The sequence below is a fragment of the Limnobacter olei genome (assembly GCF_029087225.1).
Classification (GTDB): Bacteria; Pseudomonadota; Gammaproteobacteria; order Burkholderiales; family Burkholderiaceae_B; genus Limnobacter; species Limnobacter olei.
The window spans coordinates 122,972-146,436 of the sequence record NZ_JARFJD010000012.1 but is presented as its reverse complement, the minus strand read 5'-3'; the positions used below and the strand labels follow the sequence as shown (position 1 = coordinate 146,436).

The 23,465-nt window shown below is 52.4% G+C and carries 18 protein-coding genes and 3 tRNA genes; 8 read left to right on the top strand and 13 right to left on the bottom strand.

The annotated features are described in order from the left end of the window. Positions 1–221: 221 nt before the first annotated feature. The 8 genes from PY990_RS09030 to PY990_RS08995 form a co-directional block, all read right to left on the bottom strand. Entirely contained in the window at positions 222–1,100 is an 879-nt protein-coding gene (locus PY990_RS09030) for a segregation and condensation protein A (RefSeq protein WP_171099595.1), read from the bottom strand. A gap of 12 nt (positions 1,101–1,112) precedes the next feature. Beyond that, positions 1,113–1,295 (bottom strand): DUF3460 family protein, encoded by a 183-nt coding sequence (locus PY990_RS09025; protein WP_171099594.1) that lies wholly within the window; start codon positions 1,293–1,295, stop codon positions 1,113–1,115. A gap of 117 nt (positions 1,296–1,412) precedes the next feature. Next, a complete protein-coding gene (gene metG, locus PY990_RS09020) occupies positions 1,413–3,488 on the bottom strand; it encodes a methionine--tRNA ligase (protein ID WP_275271328.1) in 2,076 nt (691 codons plus the stop codon). A gap of 76 nt (positions 3,489–3,564) precedes the next feature. Then, a tRNA-Leu gene (locus PY990_RS09015) sits at positions 3,565–3,657 on the bottom strand. Between the two features lie 16 nt (positions 3,658–3,673). Continuing rightward, positions 3,674–3,747, bottom strand: a tRNA-Cys gene (locus PY990_RS09010). A gap of 66 nt (positions 3,748–3,813) precedes the next feature. Beyond that, a tRNA-Gly gene (locus PY990_RS09005) sits at positions 3,814–3,889 on the bottom strand. 163 nt (positions 3,890–4,052) lie between these two features. Beyond that, positions 4,053–4,757, bottom strand: a complete 705-nt coding sequence (queC, locus tag PY990_RS09000) for a 7-cyano-7-deazaguanine synthase QueC (RefSeq protein ID WP_275271327.1) — start codon at positions 4,755–4,757, stop codon at positions 4,053–4,055. Positions 4,758–4,869: 112 nt separating this feature from the next. After that, entirely contained in the window at positions 4,870–5,556 is a 687-nt protein-coding gene (locus PY990_RS08995) for a response regulator transcription factor (protein ID WP_275271326.1), read from the bottom strand. Between the two features lie 417 nt (positions 5,557–5,973). On the opposite strand from PY990_RS08995, the gene PY990_RS08990 reads away from it, so the two are divergent. From PY990_RS08990 to PY990_RS08960, 7 genes are all read left to right on the top strand, one after another. Further along, positions 5,974–6,609 (top strand): RNA polymerase sigma factor, encoded by a 636-nt coding sequence (locus tag PY990_RS08990; protein WP_343075073.1) that lies wholly within the window; start codon positions 5,974–5,976, stop codon positions 6,607–6,609. Positions 6,610–6,618: 9 nt separating this feature from the next. Beyond that, on the top strand, positions 6,619–7,035 hold the full coding sequence (locus PY990_RS08985) for a hypothetical protein (protein ID WP_275271324.1): 417 nt from the start codon (positions 6,619–6,621) through the stop codon (positions 7,033–7,035). 14 nt (positions 7,036–7,049) lie between these two features. Next, on the top strand, positions 7,050–8,978 hold the full coding sequence (locus PY990_RS08980) for a peptidase domain-containing ABC transporter (protein WP_275271323.1): 1,929 nt from the start codon (positions 7,050–7,052) through the stop codon (positions 8,976–8,978). Between the two features lie 20 nt (positions 8,979–8,998). Then, a complete protein-coding gene (locus PY990_RS08975) occupies positions 8,999–10,336 on the top strand; it encodes an HlyD family type I secretion periplasmic adaptor subunit (RefSeq protein WP_275271322.1) in 1,338 nt (445 codons plus the stop codon). An 8-nt stretch (positions 10,337–10,344) separates the two neighbouring features. After that, positions 10,345–12,036 (top strand): TolC family protein, encoded by a 1,692-nt coding sequence (locus PY990_RS08970; protein WP_275271321.1) that lies wholly within the window; start codon positions 10,345–10,347, stop codon positions 12,034–12,036. A 100-nt stretch (positions 12,037–12,136) separates the two neighbouring features. Continuing rightward, a complete protein-coding gene (locus tag PY990_RS08965; RefSeq protein WP_275271320.1) occupies positions 12,137–13,543 on the top strand; it encodes a hypothetical protein in 1,407 nt (468 codons plus the stop codon). A gap of 95 nt (positions 13,544–13,638) precedes the next feature. Beyond that, positions 13,639–14,472 (top strand): hypothetical protein, encoded by an 834-nt coding sequence (locus PY990_RS08960; RefSeq protein ID WP_275271319.1) that lies wholly within the window; start codon positions 13,639–13,641, stop codon positions 14,470–14,472. Positions 14,473–14,518: 46 nt separating this feature from the next. On the opposite strand, the gene PY990_RS08955 is transcribed toward PY990_RS08960, so the two are convergent. Beyond that, complete coding sequence (locus tag PY990_RS08955) at positions 14,519–15,571, bottom strand: ABC transporter ATP-binding protein (protein WP_275271318.1); 1,053 nt, start codon at positions 15,569–15,571, stop codon at positions 14,519–14,521. Positions 15,572–15,687: 116 nt separating this feature from the next. On the opposite strand from PY990_RS08955, the gene PY990_RS08950 reads away from it, so the two are divergent. Next, the gene (locus PY990_RS08950) at positions 15,688–17,307 is read left to right on the top strand and encodes an ABC transporter permease (RefSeq protein ID WP_275271317.1); all 1,620 of its coding nucleotides are present in this window, start codon (positions 15,688–15,690) and stop codon (positions 17,305–17,307) included. 31 nt (positions 17,308–17,338) lie between these two features. Here PY990_RS08950 and acnA read toward each other — a convergent pair whose 3' ends face one another. The 4 genes from acnA to PY990_RS08930 all read right to left on the bottom strand — a co-directional run bounded on the left by acnA (position 17,339) and on the right by PY990_RS08930 (position 23,437). Beyond that, a complete protein-coding gene (acnA, locus tag PY990_RS08945; protein ID WP_275271316.1) occupies positions 17,339–20,062 on the bottom strand; it encodes an aconitate hydratase AcnA in 2,724 nt (907 codons plus the stop codon). A gap of 79 nt (positions 20,063–20,141) precedes the next feature. Then, positions 20,142–21,383, bottom strand: a complete 1,242-nt coding sequence (locus PY990_RS08940) for a DUF2863 family protein (protein ID WP_275271315.1) — start codon at positions 21,381–21,383, stop codon at positions 20,142–20,144. Between the two features lie 46 nt (positions 21,384–21,429). Next, positions 21,430–22,359, bottom strand: a complete 930-nt coding sequence (locus tag PY990_RS08935) for a sterol desaturase family protein (RefSeq protein WP_275271314.1) — start codon at positions 22,357–22,359, stop codon at positions 21,430–21,432. Positions 22,360–22,465: 106 nt separating this feature from the next. Then, a complete protein-coding gene (locus tag PY990_RS08930; RefSeq protein ID WP_275271313.1) occupies positions 22,466–23,437 on the bottom strand; it encodes an alpha/beta fold hydrolase in 972 nt (323 codons plus the stop codon). Positions 23,438–23,465: the final 28 nt, after the last annotated feature.

The following is a 23,465-nucleotide window of genomic DNA, read 5'->3' as shown; positions in this document are numbered from 1 at the left end:
CCACCTTGCCTCAGCAATACTTCTCAATCCGGCTTGATGCCTCTGGCTTGGGGCATGCGAAACGCTTAAGCATCTTCGCATCGGTTCCTGGCGGAACCGCCCCGCGCTGCGAAGCCGCCGGGAAGTATTGCAAAGCCGGCAAGGCTGTGTAGTACCCAAACCTCACATTGCTCGCAGCTAAGGCTCGCAAGTCGCTCAGCATACAAATATTGTCCGATGACCTATGCCGGAACGATGCTGTCTGCCCCAGTGCCGCCCGTTGCTTCGTAACCCAGTCGCACGTAGATTGGTGCAAATGGCTCTGCTTGAGTTACTTTCACCAGGCCTTCGCGCGTCAACTCCAGCATGGCGATGAAGTTGACCACCACCACAGGTACGCCACGTTCAATGTCGAACATGTCGAAAAACTCAACGAACTTTTGGGTTTGAAGACGACGCAAAATCATGGTCATGTGCTCACGCACCGACAATTCTTCTCGAGAGATTGTGTGCGCCTTCACCAGGGATGCGCGACGCAAAATTGCCTGCCAGGCATCACGCAGTTCTTCTGGGTTTACATCAGGAAAACGTTCAACAGTATTTGGGTCGTGGAAGGCGTGAGCAATCCAGAAATCCCGGCCCACCAAAGGCACCTTGTCGAGCTCCTGGGCTGCCAGCTTCATTTGTTCGTATTCAATCAGCCGGCGAGCCAGCTCGGCGCGCGGGTCTTCCGCTTCTTCTTCACCGTCTTTGGGAATCACGGGCAACAGCATTCGAGATTTGATCTCGATCAGCATGGCGGCCATGAGCAGGTATTCAGCAGCCAACTCAAGGTTGCGGGTACGAATTTCTTCAATGTAGGTGAGGTACTGGCGGGTCAGTTCCGCCATGGGAATGTCTAGAATATTGAAGTTTTGCTTGCGGATCAGGTAAAGCAGCAAATCCAGCGGGCCTTCAAAAGCCTCCAGAAACACCTCCAGTGCGTCTGGTGGTATGTACAGGTCTTTGGGCATGTTGAACAGCGGTGCGCCATACAGACGGGCCAAACCCACACCATCCACCGTGTTGGGGGTGCTGTCGTTGGGGTTTAGTACGCTGATGTCGTCGAGTTCGCTGCTCAAAGTGGCTGCACTTTATTTGCTTTGATACACATAGGGTTTTTGTGCAACCTTGGCTTCCTTAAAGCCTTCTTGAAGCCTCTTGTCCAGTTGTTTGTCCCACAACAGGGCTCGGCCTTTTTGCTGCTCATTTTCCAGGTGAGGGCGCTCATTTTTGAGTTGAGCCAGAAACTGGGTGGCTTCAGATTCGTATTGCATGGTGGTTTGCCAATAAATGGTTTAAAAGAACTTCTCTATTTTATCAGGCGCCAGCCCGATCCCCGATGGAAATTGCATGGGTGTTTGCCATCGCTGCTGAACGGCCATGTTTTCCATTTAGCTGATTTTCATTCCTGGCGTAAGTTTGCCCAAAGCGGTCAGGGTACTGAGCGCTGTGTCATCGTCGCTGGCGGCGCACAACACCATGCCTTCAGAAAGCCCAAACTTCATTTTGCGTGGCGCCAGGTTGGCCACCACCACTACATATTGGCCAGTCAGCTGCTCCGCTTGATAGTGTGCGGCAATGCCGGAGAAAATATTGCGTGGTTTTTCTTCGCCGAGATCAACTGTGAGCTGAAGCAGTTTGGTCGATCCTTCAACCGCCTTGCATTCTTTAACCAAACCAATTCGCAGATCGATCTTCGCGAAGTCGTCAATGTTGATGAAATCATCTGCCCCGGCGTTTTCTGTTTCCTTGGCGGGTTTTTTGCCATCGGTTTTTGCCGGAGCAGTTGCAGCAGGCACCAAAGATTGCTTGTTGGCCTCGATCAATGCATCAATCTGTTTTTGATCCACACGCTGCATCAGGTGCTTGAAAGCCTGCACGGGTGTTGCGCTACTCAGGGGGGTGTTTACATCGGCCCAGGTCATCGGGGCAACGCCCAGAATGTTCTCGGCATTGCTGGCCAGTACAGGCAGCACAGGCTTCAAATAAAGTGTCAGCAAGCGAAATGCTTCAAGACAAATTGAGCATGCGGTTTGCAATTCATTTTGCTTGTCCGGGTTTTTTGCAAGCTCCCATGGTTTTTCCTGATCCACATAGGCATTTACTTTGTCGGCGCAGGCCATGACTTCGCGAATGGCTTTGCCGTATTCGCGTTCGTCATAGTGCATTGCGATTGCAGCAGCTTGGGCACGAATTTCAGCAAGCAGGGGATGTTGCATGGCTGAATCCAGCACGCGGCCTTCAAAGTTCTTCACCAAAAAGCCTGCGCTGCGGCTGGCAATGTTGATGTATTTGCCCACCAAGTCGCTGTTCACGCGGGCGGTGAAATCGGCAAAACTCAAGTCCAGGTCTTCCATGGTCGAATTGAGTTTGGCCGCAAAGTAGTAGCGCAGCCATTCCGGGTTCAAACCTTGTTGAATGAAACTTTCAGCGGTAATGAAGGTGCCGCGACTTTTGCTCATTTTCGCGCCGTCTACAGTCAGGAAACCGTGTGCGTTGACCTTGGTGGGCGTGCGCAAACCGGCAAACTGAAGCATGGCGGGCCAGAACAGGGCGTGGAAGTAAAGAATGTCTTTGCCGATGAAGTGAATCATCTCGGTGTTGGTGTCGGCTTTCAGGAATTCTTGATAGTCCACGCCAATGCGTTCGCACAGGTTTTGGAAGCTGGCGAAGTAACCCACCGGTGCATCCAGCCACACATAGAAGTACTTGCCAGGTGCATCTGGAATCTCGAACCCGAAGTAGGGCGCATCGCGGGAAATGTCCCAGTCGGCCAGTTTGCCACTGCCTTCCTCACCCAGCCATTCTTGCATTTTCCGGCTGGCTTCAACTTGAAGGCGGCCTTCGCTTTGTGTCCACTGGCGAAGGAAATTTTCACAGCGAGGGTCTGAAAGCTTGAAGAAATAATGGTCGGAGCTTTTGCGCACGGGCGCTGCACCCGATACGGTGGAGTAGGCGTTTTTCAGTTCAGTGGGCTGGTAGGTGGCACCGCACACCTCGCAGGAATCTCCGTATTGGTCTTTTGCGCCGCACTTCGGGCATTCGCCTTTGATGAAGCGGTCCGGCAAAAACATTTCCTTCACCGGGTCGTAGAACTGTTCCACCGAGCGGGTTTGAATGAGCCCTGCATCGCGCAAACGTGTGTAAATGGTCTCGCAATGGGCCTTGTTCTCTGGCGCGTTGGTGGAATAGTAGTTGTCAAAGCCCACATGGAAGCTGGCGAAGTCGCGCTGGTGCTCTGTACTCACGCGCGCGATCAATTCTTCCGGGCTGATGCCCTCGGCTTGTGCGCGCAGCATGACCGGTGTGCCGTGTGTGTCGTCGGCACACACGTAATACACCTCGTTGCTTTGCATTTTCTGAAAGCGAACCCAGATGTCGGTCTGAATGTATTCGACCAGATGGCCTAGGTGAATGGCGCCATTGGCATAGGGCAGGGCAGAGGTAACAAGAATTCGGCGAGTCACGATGTTGTTCTTTGAGGTTGTTCTAAACGCAATGCGTTATTGTACGCGCGATTGAACTTGGGAATAGTCTGGCCAGTGGTGCCCGGGACCGGAATCGAACCGGTACGCCCCTTTTACGGTAAGCGACGGATTTTAAGTCCGTTGTGTCTACCAATTTCACCACCCGGGCTGATGGCTTGAAAACTTGGAGGCGGGGGTCGGAATCGAACCGGCGTACACGGAGTTGCAGTCCGCTGCATGACCACTCTGCCACCCCGCCAAGGGTGTTCCACCAAAATGTGGCGGGCAAAGAAAAGGGGAAGTGTATCACTTCCCCTTAGGAATTTGGAGCGGGAAACGAGACTCGAACTCGCGACCTATACCTTGGCAAGGTATCGCTCTACCAACTGAGCTATTCCCGCATTTCAACAACGTGTCGTCGTTGAGAGAACGAAATTATAGCAAGAAAAATTTTTGTGTCAAACGTTTTTGCAAAATAATTTCATTTATTTTTCGCTTGCCTAAATGTTGTGCAAACCCAAGCCAGTTGCGGCTTTCGGGGGTGCTGCTCTTTTCGGTTTCAAGCTATTGATTCTGTTGTGAAATGTAGTTATTCCAACCACGTTTGCGCAAATCGCAGGCCGGGCATTCGCCACAACCGAACCCCCAGTCGTGTTCGTGGCTCCGGTCGCCTGTGTAGCAGGTGTGCGTGTCGCGAACAATAATTTCAAGTAGTTTTTTGCCACCCAGCTGCTCGCCCAGCTGAAAAGTTTCGGTCTTGTCGATCCACATCAGTGGTGTTTCAAACCTGAAGGCGCTTGCCATGCCAAGGTTGGTGGCCACTTGTAAGGCCTTCAAAGTGTCTTCGCGGCAGTCGGGGTAACCTGAGAAGTCGGTTTGGCACATGCCGCCAACCAGTGTCGACAAACCTCTTCGGTATGCCACCGCTGATGAAATCAAAAAGAACACCAGGTTACGTCCCGGCACAAAAGTATTGGGCAAACCTGTTTCGTTTAGCTCGATCTCGCGCTCTTCTGTCAACGCACAATCGGAAATTTGTCCCAGCCACCTGAGGTCAATCACTCTGTCTTCGCCGAGTTTGTGCGCCCATTGCGGAAACTGCTCACGGATTCTGTCCAGTACCGTCAGTCTGCATTCCAGTTCAATGCGATGGCGTTGCCCGTAATCAAAGCCAATAGTTTCGACGTGCTCGAAATTGGAGAGTGCCCAGGCCAGGCAAACGGTGCTGTCCTGTCCACCTGAAAACAGCACCAGAGCTTTTTTGTTCATGTTTAAGGGGCGAGTCAGTTGCGCGAAACCGTTATTTTAACTGCACAAACAAAAAACCCCGCAGCGCTGCGGGGTTTTAATCTGCTGTTATTGAGGTTTGACCAACTTACATTTAGCTGGCCATGCCTGCAGAAATTGCGTATTTCACCAGTTGAACGCTGGAGTCCAGATTCAGCTTTTGCAGCAAACGCGCGCGGTAAGCGTCGATAGTGCGCGGTGAAACCTTCAGCAATTCAGCGATTTCCCGGCGAGGGCGTCCTTGAGCAATCAAGGTGAGCACTTGACGTTCACGGCGGGTCAATTGAGCGCCTTCGTCTTGGTCGGCCAATGGATTAATCTGGCTACCCAGGTTTTGTTGTTCGGAAGAACCGTAAAAAGGAGCTGGTTTGGCGTTCACCAGTTCAGGGGCCACGTAACGGGCGCCTGCGGCCACGGTGTCAATTGCTTCCCGAAGGGTTTCCACCGACGATTGGCGGCCTACACAAGCCCACACTCCAGGCTTGAATGCCATGGCCAAGATGTCTTGGGCGTTTCCTTCGCACACCAACACTACCCGAACATCGGAATAGCTTGCACCAATATGTTGAACCACGGCCTCGCCATGCCTGTTCCCTTTTTCAATGGTAATCACCACGATTCGCGTTTCAGCGCTGGCCAGGTGGTTGTCGATTTCTTCAAGGGTTGTCCGGTTAGTGACGAACATGGGCTGAAGGCTGATTGTTCGGCCCGGGGGGGTGCTTTGAATGCCCGTTTCGCGGGGCGTTAGTGGTCGACCTGCCAAGCCCTTTTCATTCTTCATAGTCCCACCCATGTGTGGCTGGCTCGGCCAGCTCGGTATTAAGGTCATAGTTCGCCCCGCGCTTAAATTTGTTTGAGTTGCTGCATATACGGTTTGTACTTCAGGCGATAAATTTTGGATTCAATGCGCCCGTAGGTAATTTCAAGCGGGTTAATTACTTTGGGGGGGATTGCATTTCGAAGGACTATGTAAGCAAATAGACATTGCAAGTACTGTTCTGGAATCGGAACTTTTGCTAGTATCCCTTAGCTAGGGGATACTTAAGAGTTACATCCCCCGTGTTGGGTGGCCCTATTCAGTGGTTTGAGCAGTAAAACTTGGCCTTTTTGACAAAACCAAAGTCTCGCTCGACTGTAAATTGACAGTGTCAGGACGTATCAAACACACACAGATGACTTCATCTCGGGGACAGCCAGGTTGAGAGAAGAGCTCGCTTCTTTAATTGAACGAATTGCAAATCGCGATCGAAAGGCGTTTGAAGAGTTGTACCAACTCACGTCTCGAAAGATGTTTGCGGTTGCGTTGCGCATTGTTCGGGAGCCCGGTTTGGCTCAAGACGTGCTTCAGGACGCTTACATTCGACTTTGGCGATACGCCCACACCTTCAACAACAAATTGTCTGCACCCGAAACCTGGTTGCATCAGGTGGTGAGAAACAGGGCGCTTGATTTAATCGCCCAGCAAAGCCACACCGTGAATTCAATTTCCCTGGACCAGTTTTCTGACCAGGATGATGAACCCAATGAATTGGTGTTTGAGGCCCATTCAACCAGCAGTGATGACAAGGAAACCAGCCGGGTGATGCAGGCCTGTGTACAAAGGCTTGAAGGCAAATATCGCCAGGTGCTTACCCTGGCTTACACCCACGGCATGAGCCATGCAGAGATCTCTGAGCACTTGGATGTGCCATTGGGCACCGTTAAAACCTGGGTTCGCAGGGGCCTGATCGAATTAAAGACCGTATATGACGAATTTCAGTCCGAAGGTTTGGCAACCATGGCCGCGAATAATTCGCGTCGCCAGGATACTGAACAATCCGGATACATGGCATAAGGAGGCCGCATGACTGACGACGACAAAAACTGGTTGGCTGCCGACTACGTACTTGGTGTGATGCGCGGAGCCGAGCGCACCGCATTTGAAGGACAGTTGAGATTGGACCCGGTATTGGCCAAGTCGGTGCTTAGTTGGCAGGAGCGGCTTAGTTTGATTGATGCCAAGCCGCAGGTATTGTATTCCGCGATGTCAGAAGTGGAAGTAGATGCCGCCCTGAGCAATGTATTTGAGCGCGTATGTCGTGCAATCGATGCGCAGCCCGATGCTAAAACCCGCTTGGAAAACCCGTTGGCCAAGTTGACTCGCGAACAGTTGGCCGGCATGCGCCCTGCAGTTGTCCGTTTGATCGCCTCGTACCTGGTATTGCTTGAACGACTCAAGGCGCAGCAGTTGCGCATGGCTGGTTCGGCAGGTGCTGTGTAACCTAGGGACTCGCAATGTCGGTTAAATATTTGTTCAAAGAAAGACTCGAAGCGCTCTGGAATTTCGGCTTGAAACCGGAAAAATCCGCAGACACCGCTTCCGATGGCAATAATGCGGTCGAGGCATCCAACTCAAAAACAGTTGAGGGGGTCATTCGCAGCGCCTTGCCTTTGCTAAAGCGCGCGGCTTTGTTGTCGATTTTCGTGAATTTGGTGGCTTTGTTCCCCGCAGTGTTTTCCTTACAGGTCTATGACCGGGTTATTTATCGCTCGGGCCTGAATACGCTGACCGCCTTGTTGATCGGCATGGGTATTTTGCTTGCAGCAGACCTGATCTTGCGTTCGTTCCGGGCTAGAGTTCTGCGTGTGGCTGCGGTAAAAATTGATGGTCAAATCGCCAGCAAATTGATGAACAAGATTCTGTCGATCCCCTTGAGGCAGTTGGAGGCTCGTTCAACCGCTGCCTGGTATTCCCTGTTTAAAGATGTGGACACCGTGCGAGTGGTTTGGAGTGGCGCGGTTGCCATGACCATTCTTGATCTGCCATTTGCCATTCTGGCCATTGGATTGATCGCAACAATCGCCTTGCCAGTGTTGCCTGTGGTGCTGATCGGTTTGGTGTGTTTGGCTGCTTTGTCCTGGTATAGCTCGGGTGAATTCCGAAAGCGCCGTGTGGAAGAGTTTTCTCGTGCTCGTCGCCGGGATGAAGTGTTGGCCGAGGTTTGCCGGGGCCGTGAAGCAATTAAAAGCTTGGTGCAAGATGACTCCGCCAAGCGCGCCTGGGTGTCAAGCTACAACTCTTGGGTTCAGGAATCATTCCAGAAAAATGGTGAAATGGAAGACCAGCGCGAGCTGTCGGTCTCCATTATGTTGTGTGTGAACGTGGCCATTACAGCCGTTGGCGCCTATGCGGTGATCAACCAATGGATGACTGTGGGTGGTTTGATTGCTTCGAACATGCTGGCCGCCAAGGCGATTGGCCCATTGGCTGCATTGACTGGTCACTGGCGCTCGATTGCACATTCCCGTGAAGCCACGGACCGCTTGAACAAAGTGTTTGCAGCCGATGAGGAGAAGCAACACACAGGTTTGAACCTGCCCATGCCTTCGGGTGCTTTGCGCCTTGAAAATGTTAGCTATCAGCACGTTGGTGCACAAAAGGAAGTGGTCAAGTCGGTTTCGGCTCAAATTGGTCCCCGTGGCATTTACGGTTTGGCCGGCGACAACGGTGCGGGCAAATCAACCTTGCTGAAGTTGCTGCGTGGTCTTTATGAGCCCCAAAGTGGCCGCGTTTTGCTGGATGAATATGATTTGTCGCAGTTTTCCCGCCAGGAGCTTTCCAAGTGGATTGGGTTTTTGCCCCAAACCTCTCAATTGTTTGAAGGCACGATTGTCGAAAACTTGCGTCGCTCCAATCCGGACGCCAGTGACGAGCAAATTTTGTTGGCTGCCAAGCGCTCAGGTGCGCATGAGTTTATCGCGAAAATGCCAGATGGCTATATGACGCAAGTGGGCGAGGGGGGTAACCGCTTGTCGGGGGGACAACGCCGCCGGGTCGCTATTACCCAGGCCTTTTTGTCGGACGCGCCTGTATTGCTGTTGGATGAACCCACGAACGACCTGGATTTTGCGGCAGAAACTCACTTGATGGCCGTGTTTAAAAGCCTGGCCACAGTGAAGACCATCATCATGGTGACGCATTCAGTGCGTTTAATGTCCATTTGCGACAAGATCATTTATTTGGACAAGGCTTCGAAGTTGCATGTAGGTGCCACACCAGAGATGTTGAAACTGTTGTACGGCATTTCAGTGCCGAAGCCGGTGCCTGCCGCACCCAAGGCTGCGTCGCAAGTGACTTCCGAGGCTGCCAAGCAGACGCTAGGGGCCAACGGTACTGAAGGGCAAGCAAATTCGGATGCGGGCGGCAAGGCCGCTCAAGCGTGATGAGCGAAGGTCGAGAAATCATGAAGTCGAACAATGCATTGGCCGAAGTCGGCAAAAATGATCTGAAGCCCTATGAAGTCCCCGCCCTATACAAACCCAATGGTGGTGGGTTCGACACCAAAAGCAGGTTTGCTCTGGGTTTGATTGCGCTGTCTTTGTTCGCATCCTTGTTCATCCGCGTTGACCAGGTGGTGACCGCGCCGGGCAAGGTGATTCCATCGACACGAGTCAAGAGTATTCAGCACCTGGAAGGCGGTATTGTTCAGGACCTGGCTGTGAAAGAGGGTGATTTGGTCAAAGAAGGGGCTATGCTGGTTCAACTGAACCTGGCCACTTCAGGCATCAACATTGAAGAATTGAAAAGCCGGCGTGCCGCACTGGAGATGAGCCGTGCGCGCTTGCTGGGCGAGGCTTCGGGCAAGGCACCAGAATATCCCGCAGAAATTATTGCAGACTATCCCGATTTGTATCGCACCGAGCAGTCCACCTACATTGCCCGCATTACTGAATTGAACGGTATTCTGGGCGTGAATGACAGCCAGATGCTGGGCAACCAGGGTAAGGTGGGCGAATTGCAAGCCAAGCTTGAAGGCTTGGAGAATCGCGCAGTGACTACCTTGCGTGAACTGGAAATTACCCGAGAACTGGTTCGCGAACGCCTTGTGTCTCAGCTTGAATATTTGACCAAGAAACGCGATTACGACAGTTTGACCGCTGAAATTGCCTCTATGCGGCAAACCATTGCATCGGCCCAGGCCTCAGTTGGTCAAAGCCGCGCCCGTCGGGTGGAAGAAGACGGCAAGTTCCGCCGCAGGGCTGCGGATGAATTAACAACACTGGAACGCCAGTTGGCCAGTTTGAAAGATGAAATTGATCGAGCCAGCGATCAGCGCGACCGTGCTGTGATTCGGTCACCGATTGATGGTGTGGTGAAAAACCTGAAGCTGCAAGCGGTGGGCAACGTGGTTCGCCAAGGTGAACCCATTATGGAAGTGGTGCCAGTCGATGAGGTGTTAGTGGTTGAAACCCGACTTTCACCAGCAGACCGAGGCTACGTCACCATGGACCAACCTTCGGAAGTGAAAGTGTCCGCCTATGACTTTTTGCGCTATGGCACTTTGCCCGGCAAGGTGACCCAAATTGCAGCTGACACTGACCCCGGTACGGAAGAAACCGGCCCCTATTACCGGTTGATTGTAAGTACAGACAAGGCGTTTTTTGGCACGCCTGATGCACCGTTGCGCATTTCACCGGGTATGACTGCTGAAGTTGACATTAACGTGGGTTCACAACCCTTTATTTATTATTTGTTAAAACCTGTATTGAAGCTGAAGCAAGAAGCCTTCAGAGAACCATAAAGCAACACATGACAACACAATTGGACATGACCCAGGGGGGCGTATGGGCTCGCAAAGCACTGTATGTGCTGATTGCGGGCCTTCTTGCATTTCCAGTGGGTGCGCAAGATCTGCCAGTGAGCGACCAGCCTTCTGACAATGTAGGCAACGACAACAACGAGTTTCGTGCACGACGCATCGCTCCGGCAGAGGCTGCAAAAATGAGCAAGGAAGAGCTCACCAAAATTCGCTTCCTGAACATGTTGCGTACCAACCCTGAAATTGTGACTTCACGCATCAATGTGAATGCTTCGCAATTCATCGAAGATGGTGCGCGAGCCGCTTATTTCCCGCGCATTACCGTGGGTGCAAACGCCAGTTCCAGTTCAACCGTGACCAACCGGCAATCGACTGATATTACGGTGACCCAGCCCCTGTACACCGCGGGCCGCATTACCGCGAGGGTAAAAGCGGCAGAAACCGATGGCACTATTGCAGATGGACAATTTGTAAAAACAATTCAAGACGTGGTGCTTGAAAGCTTCTTGGCCAGCAGCACCTTGTCGCGCAACGCATTGTTGGTGGAAGCCTCCCGAGCCGCAGAGGCTGCCGTCGCCCAATTGCTAGCCCTTGAGGAGCGTCGGGTTGAGTTGGGCGGAAGCGGCGTCACCGATGCACAATTTGCCAAAGCCCGTTTGGCGGTCACTCGTGACCGGCTGGTGAATTTTGAAGGACAGTTTGAAGAGGCCCGTGCCACTTACTTCCGTTACTTCGGTGTTTATCCCGAGGGCTACAACGTGCCAGAACTGGAAATTCAGCGCAACATGCTGCCCCAGCTGGTAGATGAAGCGGTCACGAAAGCGCTGTTTTCCAACCCGGAAATTCGTGTGGCTGAAAGCCAGATCGTGAAAGCGCGACACAACTACACGGCTGAGGATGCAAGCCTGTACCCGTCTTTAAACCTGGTGGGTATTCAGCAATTTTTTGGTGAACCTGACCCCTTTACCGGTGACAGAACCGACAGCTCCGTGAACCTGCGTTTGCAGTACAGCGCGTTCTCAGGCGGCGAACAGGTCGCTCGAGTGAATCAGGCGGCAGCCACGATTGATACCCGGCGTGCTCAATTGGCCGCAGCCCGATTGCGGGTCGAGGAAAGTGTCCGCTTTCAGTGGGGTAAATGGTCAGCCGGGCAGTCGCGATCGGTGACTCTGCGCGGCGCTTACGCCGATTCTTTGCAGGTATTCAAAAACCGCAAAAGGCTTCGCGATTTTGGCCGTGAAACCGTGATCGTGATGCTGGATGCCCAAGTTGAGTACTTCAACGTTTTGATTGCATACATTAACGCAGTGTTTGATGCACGGGATGCGAGTTTCCGCTTGATGCATGCCATGGGCTTGATGATGCCAACCCCCGGTGCAGAGGGCGATTGGTTTGAGTTGTTTTTCTCGAAAACTCCCGAGCGCGAGCGCCTGGAGAGTAGCTTGAAAGATACGGCCGACATTGCCAGCAGTCCGGCTGATCAAAAAATTGCGGAAAAGCTGGGTTTGGATGTTAGTCAGACCGAAGTGGAGAAGGCAGCTGGATTTGTACTGACCCCGGCGCAGCGGCTTGAGGTTGAGAAAAGCTCGGAACGCAGCCGCGTGCAGGGAAGTACGACTGAAAAAGAACTGCGGCCAACCCTGAAACCAGCGCCTGTTCTCGATCCCAGGTTTTATCGGTAAAGTCTTGATTTTTGTCAGTAAAGTGCTCACACTGGACAAACAGGGGCATTTTACTGCCTTAATTCATCCATTCGCAGGGCTGGAACCCTGAGAAACTGGCATGAGTGGGGCGATTCCCAAAGGAATGACAAAAATGGGCGATGATATTCAAAACATGAAGAGCACGGCCGAAGATCGGGCTGTAGAGCGTGCTGAACAGCAACTTGCTGATCCGTCTGCTCTGAACATGCAGTTTTTGCAATCCACCCTGAACACCTCCGAATTCGACGGTTTAAGCGCCAACTCCGGTTTTCCTGGCAGTGCGGCGAAAAGTCAATTGCATCAATCGAACCCATCTGGTGGCGGTTTTTCGGGATTGTCCCCCGCGTATTCAGGTGCAGGCCTTTTGGGTGCAGTGGCAGCAGCCGATTTAAGTGGTGCATCCAGTGCCATGGGCATGGCGGCTCAAGTGGCCAGCGCAGCCCCGGTTACTTTTGGTAAAACCACCGTGGGTGAGTCTGCAAGTTTGGCCGGTTTGGGCAACAAGGCTTTGTCACAGCCCGCTGACCTGTCAAAAATTTCTGATTTTCCTCTGTTGAAGCCCGTGGCCAACGCCGACGGGTCGATGGTACCCATGTCTGCTGAATTCGCGCAGTTGATGGCTATGCTGGAAGGCAGTGGTGGAATCAATCCAGACGATGCGCTGAACAGCCTCATCAGCGGTTTGGGTCAGAACCCCAATCCCGAGAGCCTGCAAACTGCCATCGATGCCGTGCTTGATCAGATCAACCTGCTGAACACCACCTTCGAGCCTGTATTTGATAACCTGAGTGGCGATGTTCAGAACCAGTTTGCGACGCAAAACAGTATGCCTACTGGCGATTTGGGACTCAGTATTTTTGAAGACGCTGGCGAGGTTTCCACGGTATTGACTGATCTGTTGGGCACCATTGACGTAGTTGCAAATCCACAGCTGGACAGTTTGCTGAATCTGGATTCAACGATTGACGATATCGTCTCCTTGGTGGGTTCTTTGCCTGATCTGGATTTGTCGCCAGTGACGGACCCTATTACCGAGATTGTAGGTGGCATTACTGATGGCATTGGCGGTATCACCGACCCAGTCACCGGCATTGTGGATGACGGTGTAGGCGGTGTTACCGACCCAGTCACCGGCATTGTGGATGACGGTGTAGGCGGTGTTACCGACCCAGTCACCGGCATTGTGGATGACGTTGTAGGCGGTGTTACCGACCCAGTCACCGGCATTGTGGATGACGTTGCCGGTGGTGTCACTGATGGCGTTATCGACGTAACTAACCCAGTTGTTGACGTCATCACGGACGTCACCGATCCCCTTCTGGATCCAGTTCTTGGCGATGGTGGTTTGTTGTCTGGTTTAAGCAGTTCTTCAAGCGAATCCGATTCAGGTTTGCTGGATTCGCTCAGCAGTGGAATTTCCTCTAGTGCAGGCGCTGAGGGTGGTGCGCTGGATAGCCTGTTGGGTTCTCTGGACCAAAATAAATAAAACTCACCCCCTTTTTTGATAGGGGGGGTGGTTTGAATCCAATTTGAGTGGCCTATCGTATAAAATGGTAGAACGTCACGAAAAAAATTGGGTTTATGTCAAATTCCGTCATTCAATTGTCAGCGCAGACTGATCACAGCTACTCTGCTGGTGAGCTGCTCGACCCTGTGAGCAGGGCGACAATCGAGTTTTTTGACAGCTATGAGCCACATTCTGGCTCATCAAAAATTTCTTTTTCGTCCTTTGACGGTCTCGATCCCAAAGAATTTTCTAGCGCGACCTCACTGGGCTTTGGTGAATTGCGCTGCATTTCCCAAGCCTGCGTCAGTGATGTCAGTGTTTTTGAGAGCTCTTCAAGCCTTGCCAGTGTCGACCCGGCATTGCTTGCCAACGCAGACACTGCAGGAATTCTGAACACTATGAATGAACATGCCTCATTTGAAGCCTTGAATGCTGAGCTTTTGAGTGCAATGCCCCGCGTGAAGCACGCTTTGGGTGGTGAGCTCAATTACTCCGAGTTGACTCAACTTATTGCCGATATTCAAGCCCAGGTGCTCGACCTGAATGCATTAAGTCAAGAAATGTTTGGTGAGCTTTCCAGTGAAGTGGGTAATGCGGTGCACGAGGTGGTTGAGTTTGATACCGATTCATTGCTGGCATCGATGCAAATTGACTCTGGCCTGTTTGCGCAGCCTGAACTGGCGGCCAACGCCCATTCGCTGGCCTATGCTGCAACGCTGGACGGCTTGTTTACCTCTCCAGAAGCTTTCCCCTTGACGCTGGATTTCTCTAGCCCCAACAGCATTCAGGAAGCCACCGAGCTTTTTGCATCTGCTGGCGGTACTTCATCAATCAGTTCTACAGCTTCCAGTTCCGATTCGGATAGTGGTTTGTCCTCGGGTGCAGCTGGTTCAAACGATCTGAGCTGACTTCATATCGACTTGTAGTCCACCCAGTTTATTGTCTGGGTGATAATCATACTCGATCGAACGTAATGACGTGGTCGAGTTCAAGTTTGATTCCGATTGGCTCGCCGATGGCGTGATTGTGATGGCTTGGTACCAAGGCCAGCACATGTACTCCACTCTCCAGTTCAAGTGTGTACAAGAAATCCGCACCGCGAAACGACTTCCTCACCACCTTGGCCTGCATGGGGCTGGCGTCGTCGTGAATAATGTCGTCCGGGCGAATCAGCACATCAAATTCATTGCTTGCTGGCAATTGATCTTCCGTCAGCCGCAGGTGAGCCAACTCAATTTGTAAGCCATGCTCGGTTTTTTTGCCTGGCAGGAAAACACCTTGGCCGATGAAGTCAGCCACCATGCGTGAATTTGGCTGATGGTAAAGACTGTAAGACGATCCCCATTGTTGCAACTCGCCTGCGTGCATCACCCCGATTCGGTCGGCCATGCTGAACGCTTCATGTTGGTCGTGGGTGACCAGAATGGCACTCATGTTTTCGGCTTTTAAAATTTCCCGAACTTCAAAGGTGAGCCGCTCTTTCAGTTCAACATCCAGGTTGGAAAATGGCTCGTCCAGCAAAATCAGTGTGGGTTTGGGGGCCAATGCACGCGCCAACGCCACGCGTTGTTGCTGGCCACCAGACAATTCATGTGGGTATCGGTCGGCCAAGGCTTCAAGTCCAATCAGCGCCAATAACTCGCCACTGCGGTTGCGTTTTTCATGTTCACTGCGCTTGTGCAGACCAAACTCAATGTTTTTTCGAACTGTGAGGTGGGGGAACAGGGCATAGTCTTGAAAAACCACACCGACATTGCGGTTCTCAGGGCTGCGTACCTTGCCCGGTTCGCTTGCTTTTTCACCTTTTAGCAAAATATGGCCCTGTGTGGGCATGAGAAAACCTGCGATTGCACGCAACAAGGTTGTTTTGCCGCAGCCAGAGGGTCCCAGCAAACAGGCAATTTCACCCTGTGCCAACTCGAAACTAACGTTGCGAACAGCAGGTGCATTGCTGCCCGGGTACAAAATACTCAGTTCGTTGATGCTTAGGGCTGGAGCTTGTTTCATTATTTTGGGGGCACCGTGGTCTGTTTACTACGCAGTTCACCTTCGCTTGGGGTGAGTTGCATGAACTTAAAGTAAAATCGTTCTCACTTCTATTTTGCCATGTCTGGGCGGTTTGTTTGTTTACTCTGGGGTTAAGAAGTCGCATTTCTGTTGCGCTGCTGGCGTTGCTGCTGCTGTTGCCGTTCGTCTATCTGTTTGGCCTGGCGGTTTTTAGTCTGGTACAAGCTCCCCAAGTGCTGGCCCATTTGGCCACCACCATTCTTCCCGATCTGGTTTGGCAAACTGTTTACCTGTGTTTTGGCGTTGTGGTGCTGACCAGCACCATGGGAGTGCTGCCAGCTTGGTGGGTTTCCGCCCATGAGTTTCCTGGGCGTAAGTGGCTTGAATGGCTGTTATTGCTGCCCATGGCCATGCCATCGTACGTGATTGCCTACGCGTACACCGATGCACTTCAGTACTCTGGTTGGCTGGCCAGCAGTTTGCGGGAAATTCTGGGCAGCGATTTCCGCATTCCGGAAATTCGCTCCACCTCTGGCGCAATTTTGGTGCTCAGCTTTGTGCTGTACCCCTATGTTTACATCATGTCGAGAACTGCATTTTTGGGGCGTAGTCCTTCCATGCTGGATGCTGCACGCTCCTTGGGGCACAGTGCAACCAGCGCCTTTCTCAAGGTGGGTTTGCCCGTGGCCCGCCCCGCCTGGGTGGTCGGGCTTACTTTGGTACTCATGGAAACCCTGGCGGAATATGGCGCCTTGTCTTACTTTGGTGTGCGCACCTTCACGACTGCAATATTCAACACCTGGCTGAACTTGGGTGACAGGGAAAGCGCAGCTTTGTTGGCTGTTATGTTGCTGGTGGTCATGCTGGCCTTGATTGTTTTTGAATCCAAGGCGCGTGGGCGGGCCCAGTTTTACACGCAGTCGGGCAAGGGCAGTACCATTGAAAGAAAACGTTTGAAGGGTGTACAGGCGGTGTGGGTGGTGTTTTTGTCAGCCATGCCGTTTGTGTTGGGATTTGTGCTGCCGGTGCTGATTTTATTGGCGCTGGTGGTTGATGTAGATACTTCGATCAATTGGGCGCGCAGTTTTCAGTGGGCCTACCATTCAGCCCTCTTGGGTGGCATGGCCGCCCTTGTTGCAGTGGTTCTCGCGGTGTTTCTGGCCTATGTAAAACGGCAGGCGCATGTGTGGTGGGTTACCGCAATTTATCGCTTGATCTCGCTGGGCTATGGTGTACCAGGTGCAATTTTGGCCATCGCTATTTTGCTGCCATTGGCCACGGTTGATCGTTTTACTTACGACATGGGCTGGCAAGTGCCGGCGTTAACCGGCAGTGTGCTGGCCTTGGTGTATGCCTACAACGTGCGCTTCACTTCAGCAGCTTTGCAGTCCGTAGACTCGGGTTTACAGCAAATTACACGACACATTGACGAATCGGCCCGAATTTTGGGCCGCTCACCACGGCAAGTTCTGTGGCATGTTCATTTGCCGGTGCTGAAGGGCTCTGTGGCCACCGGCATGTTGTTGGTGATTGTGGATGTGATCAAGGAATTGCCAGCCACTCTGGTGTTGAGGCCTTTCGATTTCGACACCCTGGCGGTTGTCTCTTATCAGTTTGCTTCAGACGAACGATTGACCGAGGCGGCAGTGCCAGCACTGATGATTGTTATGATTGCCCTGGTGCCGATTTTGTTGCTGATTCGTCAAGGCGCGAAGCAGGCGAGAAGCGGCAAGTGATGGCGCTTCTCGCAGTGAACTGCCAGGCATCTTACGCCCCTAGCAACTCCCGCAATACAAACGGCAGAATACCCCGGTGCTTGTAATATTCAACCTCGATTGGCGTGTCGATTCGGCTCAGCACTTTCACATCCTGAACTGCACCGTTGGCACGCGTAATTCTTAGCACCAGTTCGGCTTGCGGTGCGGTGTCTTCAGCCAAACCGATCACATCGTAGGTTTCGCTGCCGTCCAGCTTCAGGCTCTGAATTGAATCATTGCCCAAAAACTGCAAAGGCAACACGCCCATCCCCACCAGGTTGCTGCGGTGAATTCGCTCGTAACTTCTTGCAACCACAACCTTCACCCCCAACAACTGAGTGCCCTTTGCAGCCCAGTCACGGGACGATCCTGTGCCGTATTCTTCGCCTGCCAGCACAACGGTGGGAGTGCCTTGCGCCATGTATTCCATGGCGGCGTCATACACTGTGGTTTGTTGTCCGTCCTTGATGGTGAAGCCACCCTCAATGCGATTGCCATTTGCATCGGGAGGAATCATCAGGTTTTTCACGCGTACGTTGGCAAAGGTGCCACGAATCATCACGTCATGATTGCCGCGCCGTGAACCATAGCTGTTGAAATCTTTTTGCTCTACACCATGCTGTTGTAAATATTTTCCTGCAGGTGTCGTGGGTTTGAATGAGCCCGCGGGTGATATGTGATCCGTGGTCACTGAGTCGCCCAGAATCAGCAAAGGTTTTGCACCGCGAATGGTTTCCACCTTGGTGGGCTGCATGGCAAACTCATCAAAGAAGGGTGGCTTGGCAATGTAGGTGGATTGCGGCCATGGGTATACCTGCCCGACAGGTGCTGGCACGTTATTCCACAGGTCGTGGCCCTCAGTGAAGTTGCTGTATAGGCGTACAAAAGTTGCCGCATCCAGGGCTGTGGGAAGCAGTGTGTTAACTTCTTCATTGGAAGGCCAAATATCACGCAGGTAAACCGGCTGACCATCGCTTCCAGTGCCAATCGGCTCGGATGTCATGTCCATATTGGCTTTGCCGCTTAGCGCATAAGCAACAACCAGCGGCGGCGAGGCCAAAAAGTTGGCTTTCAAATTGGGGTGAATACGCGCCTCAAAGTTGCGGTTGCCCGACAACACGGCACAGCCGATGACGTCATTCTTCAAAATGGTGTCGTTGATTTCGGGCAGCAAGTCCCCCGCATTGCCAATGCAGGTAGTGCAGCCGTACGCGGCCACGTTGAATCCGAGTTTGTCCAGGTAGGGTTGCAGGCCTGTTTTTGCCAGGTAGTCGCTCACCACGCGCGAACCAGGGCCGAGTGAAGTTTTAATGTGCGGCTGAACTTTCAGGCCTTTTTCAACTGCTTTCTTGGCCAGCAAACCAGCCGCTAGCATTACCCCAGGGTTGGAGGTGTTGGTACAGCTTGTGATAGCCGCCAGCAATACGTCACCATGCCCAATGCTGAGTTTGTCCAGCCCAGTGGGGTAGCGTGTGCTCAGGGCGGCTGCGTCTTTGCCAAAGCCGTTTGCTGCCATGGGTTCAGCAAAAAGTGTATTGAATTGTTGCTTCATGTTCTTGAGCAACACGCGGTCTTGAGGTCGTTTTGGCCCAGCCAACGATGGCTCAACCGTGTCCAGGTCGAGCGTCACCACTTCTGAATAATCAATTGCACCTGGGGCTGGCATTCCCAGTAAGCCTTGTGCCTCAAAGTACGCTTCAAATCGATCGGCTTCAGCCGCAGTACGGCCAGTTTTGCGCATGAATTCAACTGTTTTTGAATCGGGGGGGAAGAAACCCATGGTGGCACCATATTCAGGTGCCATATTGGCCAGTGTCGCTCGGTCGGTCACCGACAAACTAGCGGCACCAGGTCCGTAAAATTCAACGAACTTGCCTACCACTTTTTTCTTGCGAAGCAACTCGGTAATGGCCAATACCAAATCAGTGGCAGTGATGCCTTCGCGCAGCGCGTTGGTGAGTTCAACCCCCACCACATCGGGCGTCAAAAAGTAAACGGGTTGCCCCAGCATACCGGCCTCGGCTTCAATACCGCCAACACCCCAGCCTACAACACCCACGCCGTTAATCATGGTGGTGTGGCTGTCTGTGCCCACCAACGTATCGGGGTAGTACACCGTGTTGTCATTTTCCTCACCCGCTTTGACAGCGCTGCGGATGCCGCGGAACAGGTATTCCAGGTTGACCTGGTGAACAATGCCAATGCCCGGTGGCACCACCTTGAAAGTGTCAAAGGCCTGCATGCCCCATTTCATGAATTGGTAGCGTTCTCCGTTGCGCTCAAACTCAATTTCCATGTTTTTGCGCAGTGAATCGGCTGTGCCAAAGTAGTCAATCATCACGGAATGGTCAACCACCAAATCCACTGGCACAAGCGGTTCAATTTTCTTGGGGTTTTGACCCATGTCCCTTGCCACATTGCGCATGGCTGCCAAGTCGGCGAGAAGGGGCACGCCAGTGAAATCCTGCAGCACCACACGCGCCACGATGAACGGAATTTCATCGGTTCGTTTGGCTTGAGCTTGCCAACTTGCCAGTTGCTGAATGTGTTCTTCTGAAACCTTTTTTCCATCGCAATTGCGCAGCACCGATTCAAGCACAATGCGAATCGATACTGGCAAGCGGTGCAGGTTGGGAAAGCCCAGTTCAGCCAGTTTGGGCAGGCTGTAAAACTGGCCTTTCTGGCCAGTTTTAGAAGTGAAAGTGCTCAGTGTTGAATGCTTCAGGGTTGACATACCTGTTTCTCCCTTACGTGTAAGGTGCCGAAAAATGTCGGCGCCGTATTACAAAATCAAGCGGTTTGTTTGATGCTTTTCAATGCAAATGCATGCTGTTTGGCAATTCAGAGTCTTCCGGGAGTTCTGCATGCAGCAACTCACCCTCCGGGTTGGGGTATAAAGGCGATCCGCAATCTTCACAGTACTCCAGCGGGAAACGTTCTTCCAGCACCTTGATTTGACGAATGCCGACTTCTTTTAACAAGGCCTCAATTTTTGAGCGAATAACAGGGTTGTCGGGTTCGCTTTCGATGTCTTTTTCGTAAACAGGGTCTGGCTCATTGCCGTATTCTTCGCCTATGAGTGGCCACACCACACCATGCACAATGTCGCTGTTACCTTCCACAGAAAAGCCGATTCGGTATTCTTCAATTTCTCCGCGATCTACAAATGCGCCAACACTGGCATGAATTTTTTGAGTGGGAACATCGAGCGCACTTTCAAGAAAGGCGGCAGAGGCGCGTACTGAATAGGCACGCGCCTCTTTCTCGGCCTCGCGGCACGCGTTGTAAAGGCCGTTGGGCAGCATCAGTTCAAGCAGGCAGCCAGGCATTATTTTTTGAAGGGCCTGGCCACCGGTCAGTCGCCAGTTGGCGAGCACTTCTTCTTTGCTCAGAAGGGTGCCGTTGCTGTGCGCTTCAACTTGCCACTTGAATGCAGGTTGACCTGCGGGCACGGAGATCGCGCCAATCAAATAACGTACATCACTTAAAAAGCTTTGGGTGGCGGGCAGGTTCTCAGTGTCGATGCGAACCTTCACGCGATCGATGGCAGCTTGCCCCAACTGCCTCGCCAGTTCCGCGGCAGCGGTGTAACTTTCAGGCAGTTGATCCGGGCTGAACAGCATGTTGGTGAGCACCAGGTGGGCATGATCGGAAAGCACATTTTTTTGAAGCAGCTTGGTGAACTCAGCCACCGTGGCCTCTTCAATTTTGCCAGACGGAATGTTGTAGGTTGACCAGGCCAGTACTGGCGCGGCCAACAATAAAATATCCTCTTCCTGACCCAATTCAGGGCTCTCTACAGTGTTTTCAATTGCAAAGGCCAATTCGTCATAGGCACGGTAGTTGGTACTGTACAAGTGATCAAGAGTTTGCATCAGCGTGGTGTCGCTGCGGCCTTCAAGCATGGGGGCCAACGCTGCAAACAGCTTCTTTTTCCAGAAACGGCGCTCAAGCCGACTGCCGGCATCTGCAAGCAGAATGGCCAGGTTCGCCAGTGGTTTGGCGTACTTGGACAGTTTGGAACGGGAAGCTGTGTTGAGTGGTTTTCTGCGCATGGGTGATCCTTCTGAGGTTCCACCCATTGTAGTACGAGAAGATTGCTTAAATTGCTTTGTCGCGCAGGTTGGACTGATCGCTCAGGCCTGGTCGTACCCACTCGGGCGGTGCCCATATGTGCTTGATACGCTGCCAAACAGGGCCAGGCTTGAGTGCATCTGAAAACATGTCGCGCCATTCATGGGTGTTCAGCGTCCAGATGTTGTTGGTCTTGGGTTGGCGAACAATGCCGTAGTCCACCGGCGCAACTTCGGGCTCGAAGGTGCCAAAAATTCGGTCCCAGATAATTAATACGCCGCCGTAGTTTTTGTCGATGTATTCATCGTTGCGGCCATGGTGCACGCGATGGTGGCTGGGTGTATTGAAAATGTACTCAAACCATTTTGGAAATTTGTTCACGGCTTGGGTGTGCACAAAATACTGGTAGCCCAGGTTGATGCCGTAGGCCAGTAGCACTGCCCACACGGGGAAGCCAATGATCAACATGGGCGCCCAAAAAATTTGGTGCAGGTTCACTGCATAGAACAGGCTTTGGCGCATGGCCGTGGTGGTGGTCATGTTCTCACCACTGTGGTGCACAACATGCGCACACCAGAACCAGCGTACCCGGTGGCTGCCACGGTGAAACCAGTAATAACAAAACTCAATGCCGAAAACCAAGGCAGCAAAACTCAGCGGAGTTACTTCAATGGTCGCGATGCGGAAGGAGTAGATCCATTCCATGAATGCCGACACAAACAGCGCAAACCACACCAGCTCCATGGCCTGGTAGGTGCCGCCGAGCAACATATTGTTGATCACTTCGTTTTTCTTGAAGAAAAATGATTTGCCCACTTTTTTCAAATAAAGGTATTCGACCAGCGTTGCACCCAGGAAAATCGGGGTGAGCAGGGTAAGAAACACCTGCTTCCAATCCGGGTTGGGGCCGAATAACAAATTGAAAGTGGGCATTGCCTGGTCGATCAACTGTTCCATGCGTGAATCTCCGCGCGTTGGTTTTTTAATAACTCAAATTTTGCGCGGTTTTGAGTAAGAAATATTGCGAGATCAAGCCTGTTTTTTGTGAAATTGCGCCAGCGTTTTACTGCGCAATCATCTCACGCCACTTCACATAGTCCGCTGCAACCTGCTTGGGTTGTTCCATCATAGGGACATGTCCAACTTTGTCCATCAGGATGACATCAAACCCGGGCATGGCAGCTTTTAGTTCAGTCGCGCCATCCACATGCAATACCCGGTCTTCCTTGCCCCAAACAATTAGGCCTGGGCCCTTGTATGCAGATGCTGGCAGCACAGCAGCCAGGTCAGAGGGCACGGTTTTAAAGTCTTTGTAAATGCGCTTGTGCAAAGGTTGATCCGTGGCAGCGCGTGCAGCCATGGCATCCACTACAAAGCCGGGTGCGAAAGCAGGGCGCTCATACATCACCACATCCACAATTTTCTCGAACTCCTCGCGATTGCTTGCAGTTAAAACAATTTCACCTGTCTTCTCGAATTTCTGGATCACTTCTGATTTTCTGGACTCCACCAAACCTGCGGGTGCCAAAAACCACACTGAGGCCACATTGTCGGGGTACTTTGCCGCATAGGCACCGCTGATCCAGCCACCCATGGAGTTGCCGCCAATGTGTGGTTTCTCCAGCCCTAGCTTTTCAATAATTTCATGTACCCGGTCAATTTGGGTGTTGATGACATAGTCGGCATCCAAGTCGCGGGTGGAGGCTCCGAAGCCTGGTACATCGATTGAATAAACGGTGTAGTGGTTGGTCAGGTAATAAGCCACCCGATTGAAGTTGTCTTTTGAGCCACCAAAACCGTGAATCAATACCAAGGGCTCGCCCTGGCCACCCTGCAGATAGGGCACCACAAAGCCGTCAATTTGAAGTACCTTGCGCTCAAGTCCGGAAATGGCCCGTTCGGCAGCAATGGCCAATCCCGCCGCACCCTGAATTTCACCCTCGGGCGCTTGAACGTTGCAGGCACTTAGGCCAAAAAGTGCAGTGCTCGCGAAAAGAATGGTTAGTCGCTTGATTGCTGTGGCGTGTTTTTTCATGTTGTGGTGTCTGTTTGTTGAAGTTGTA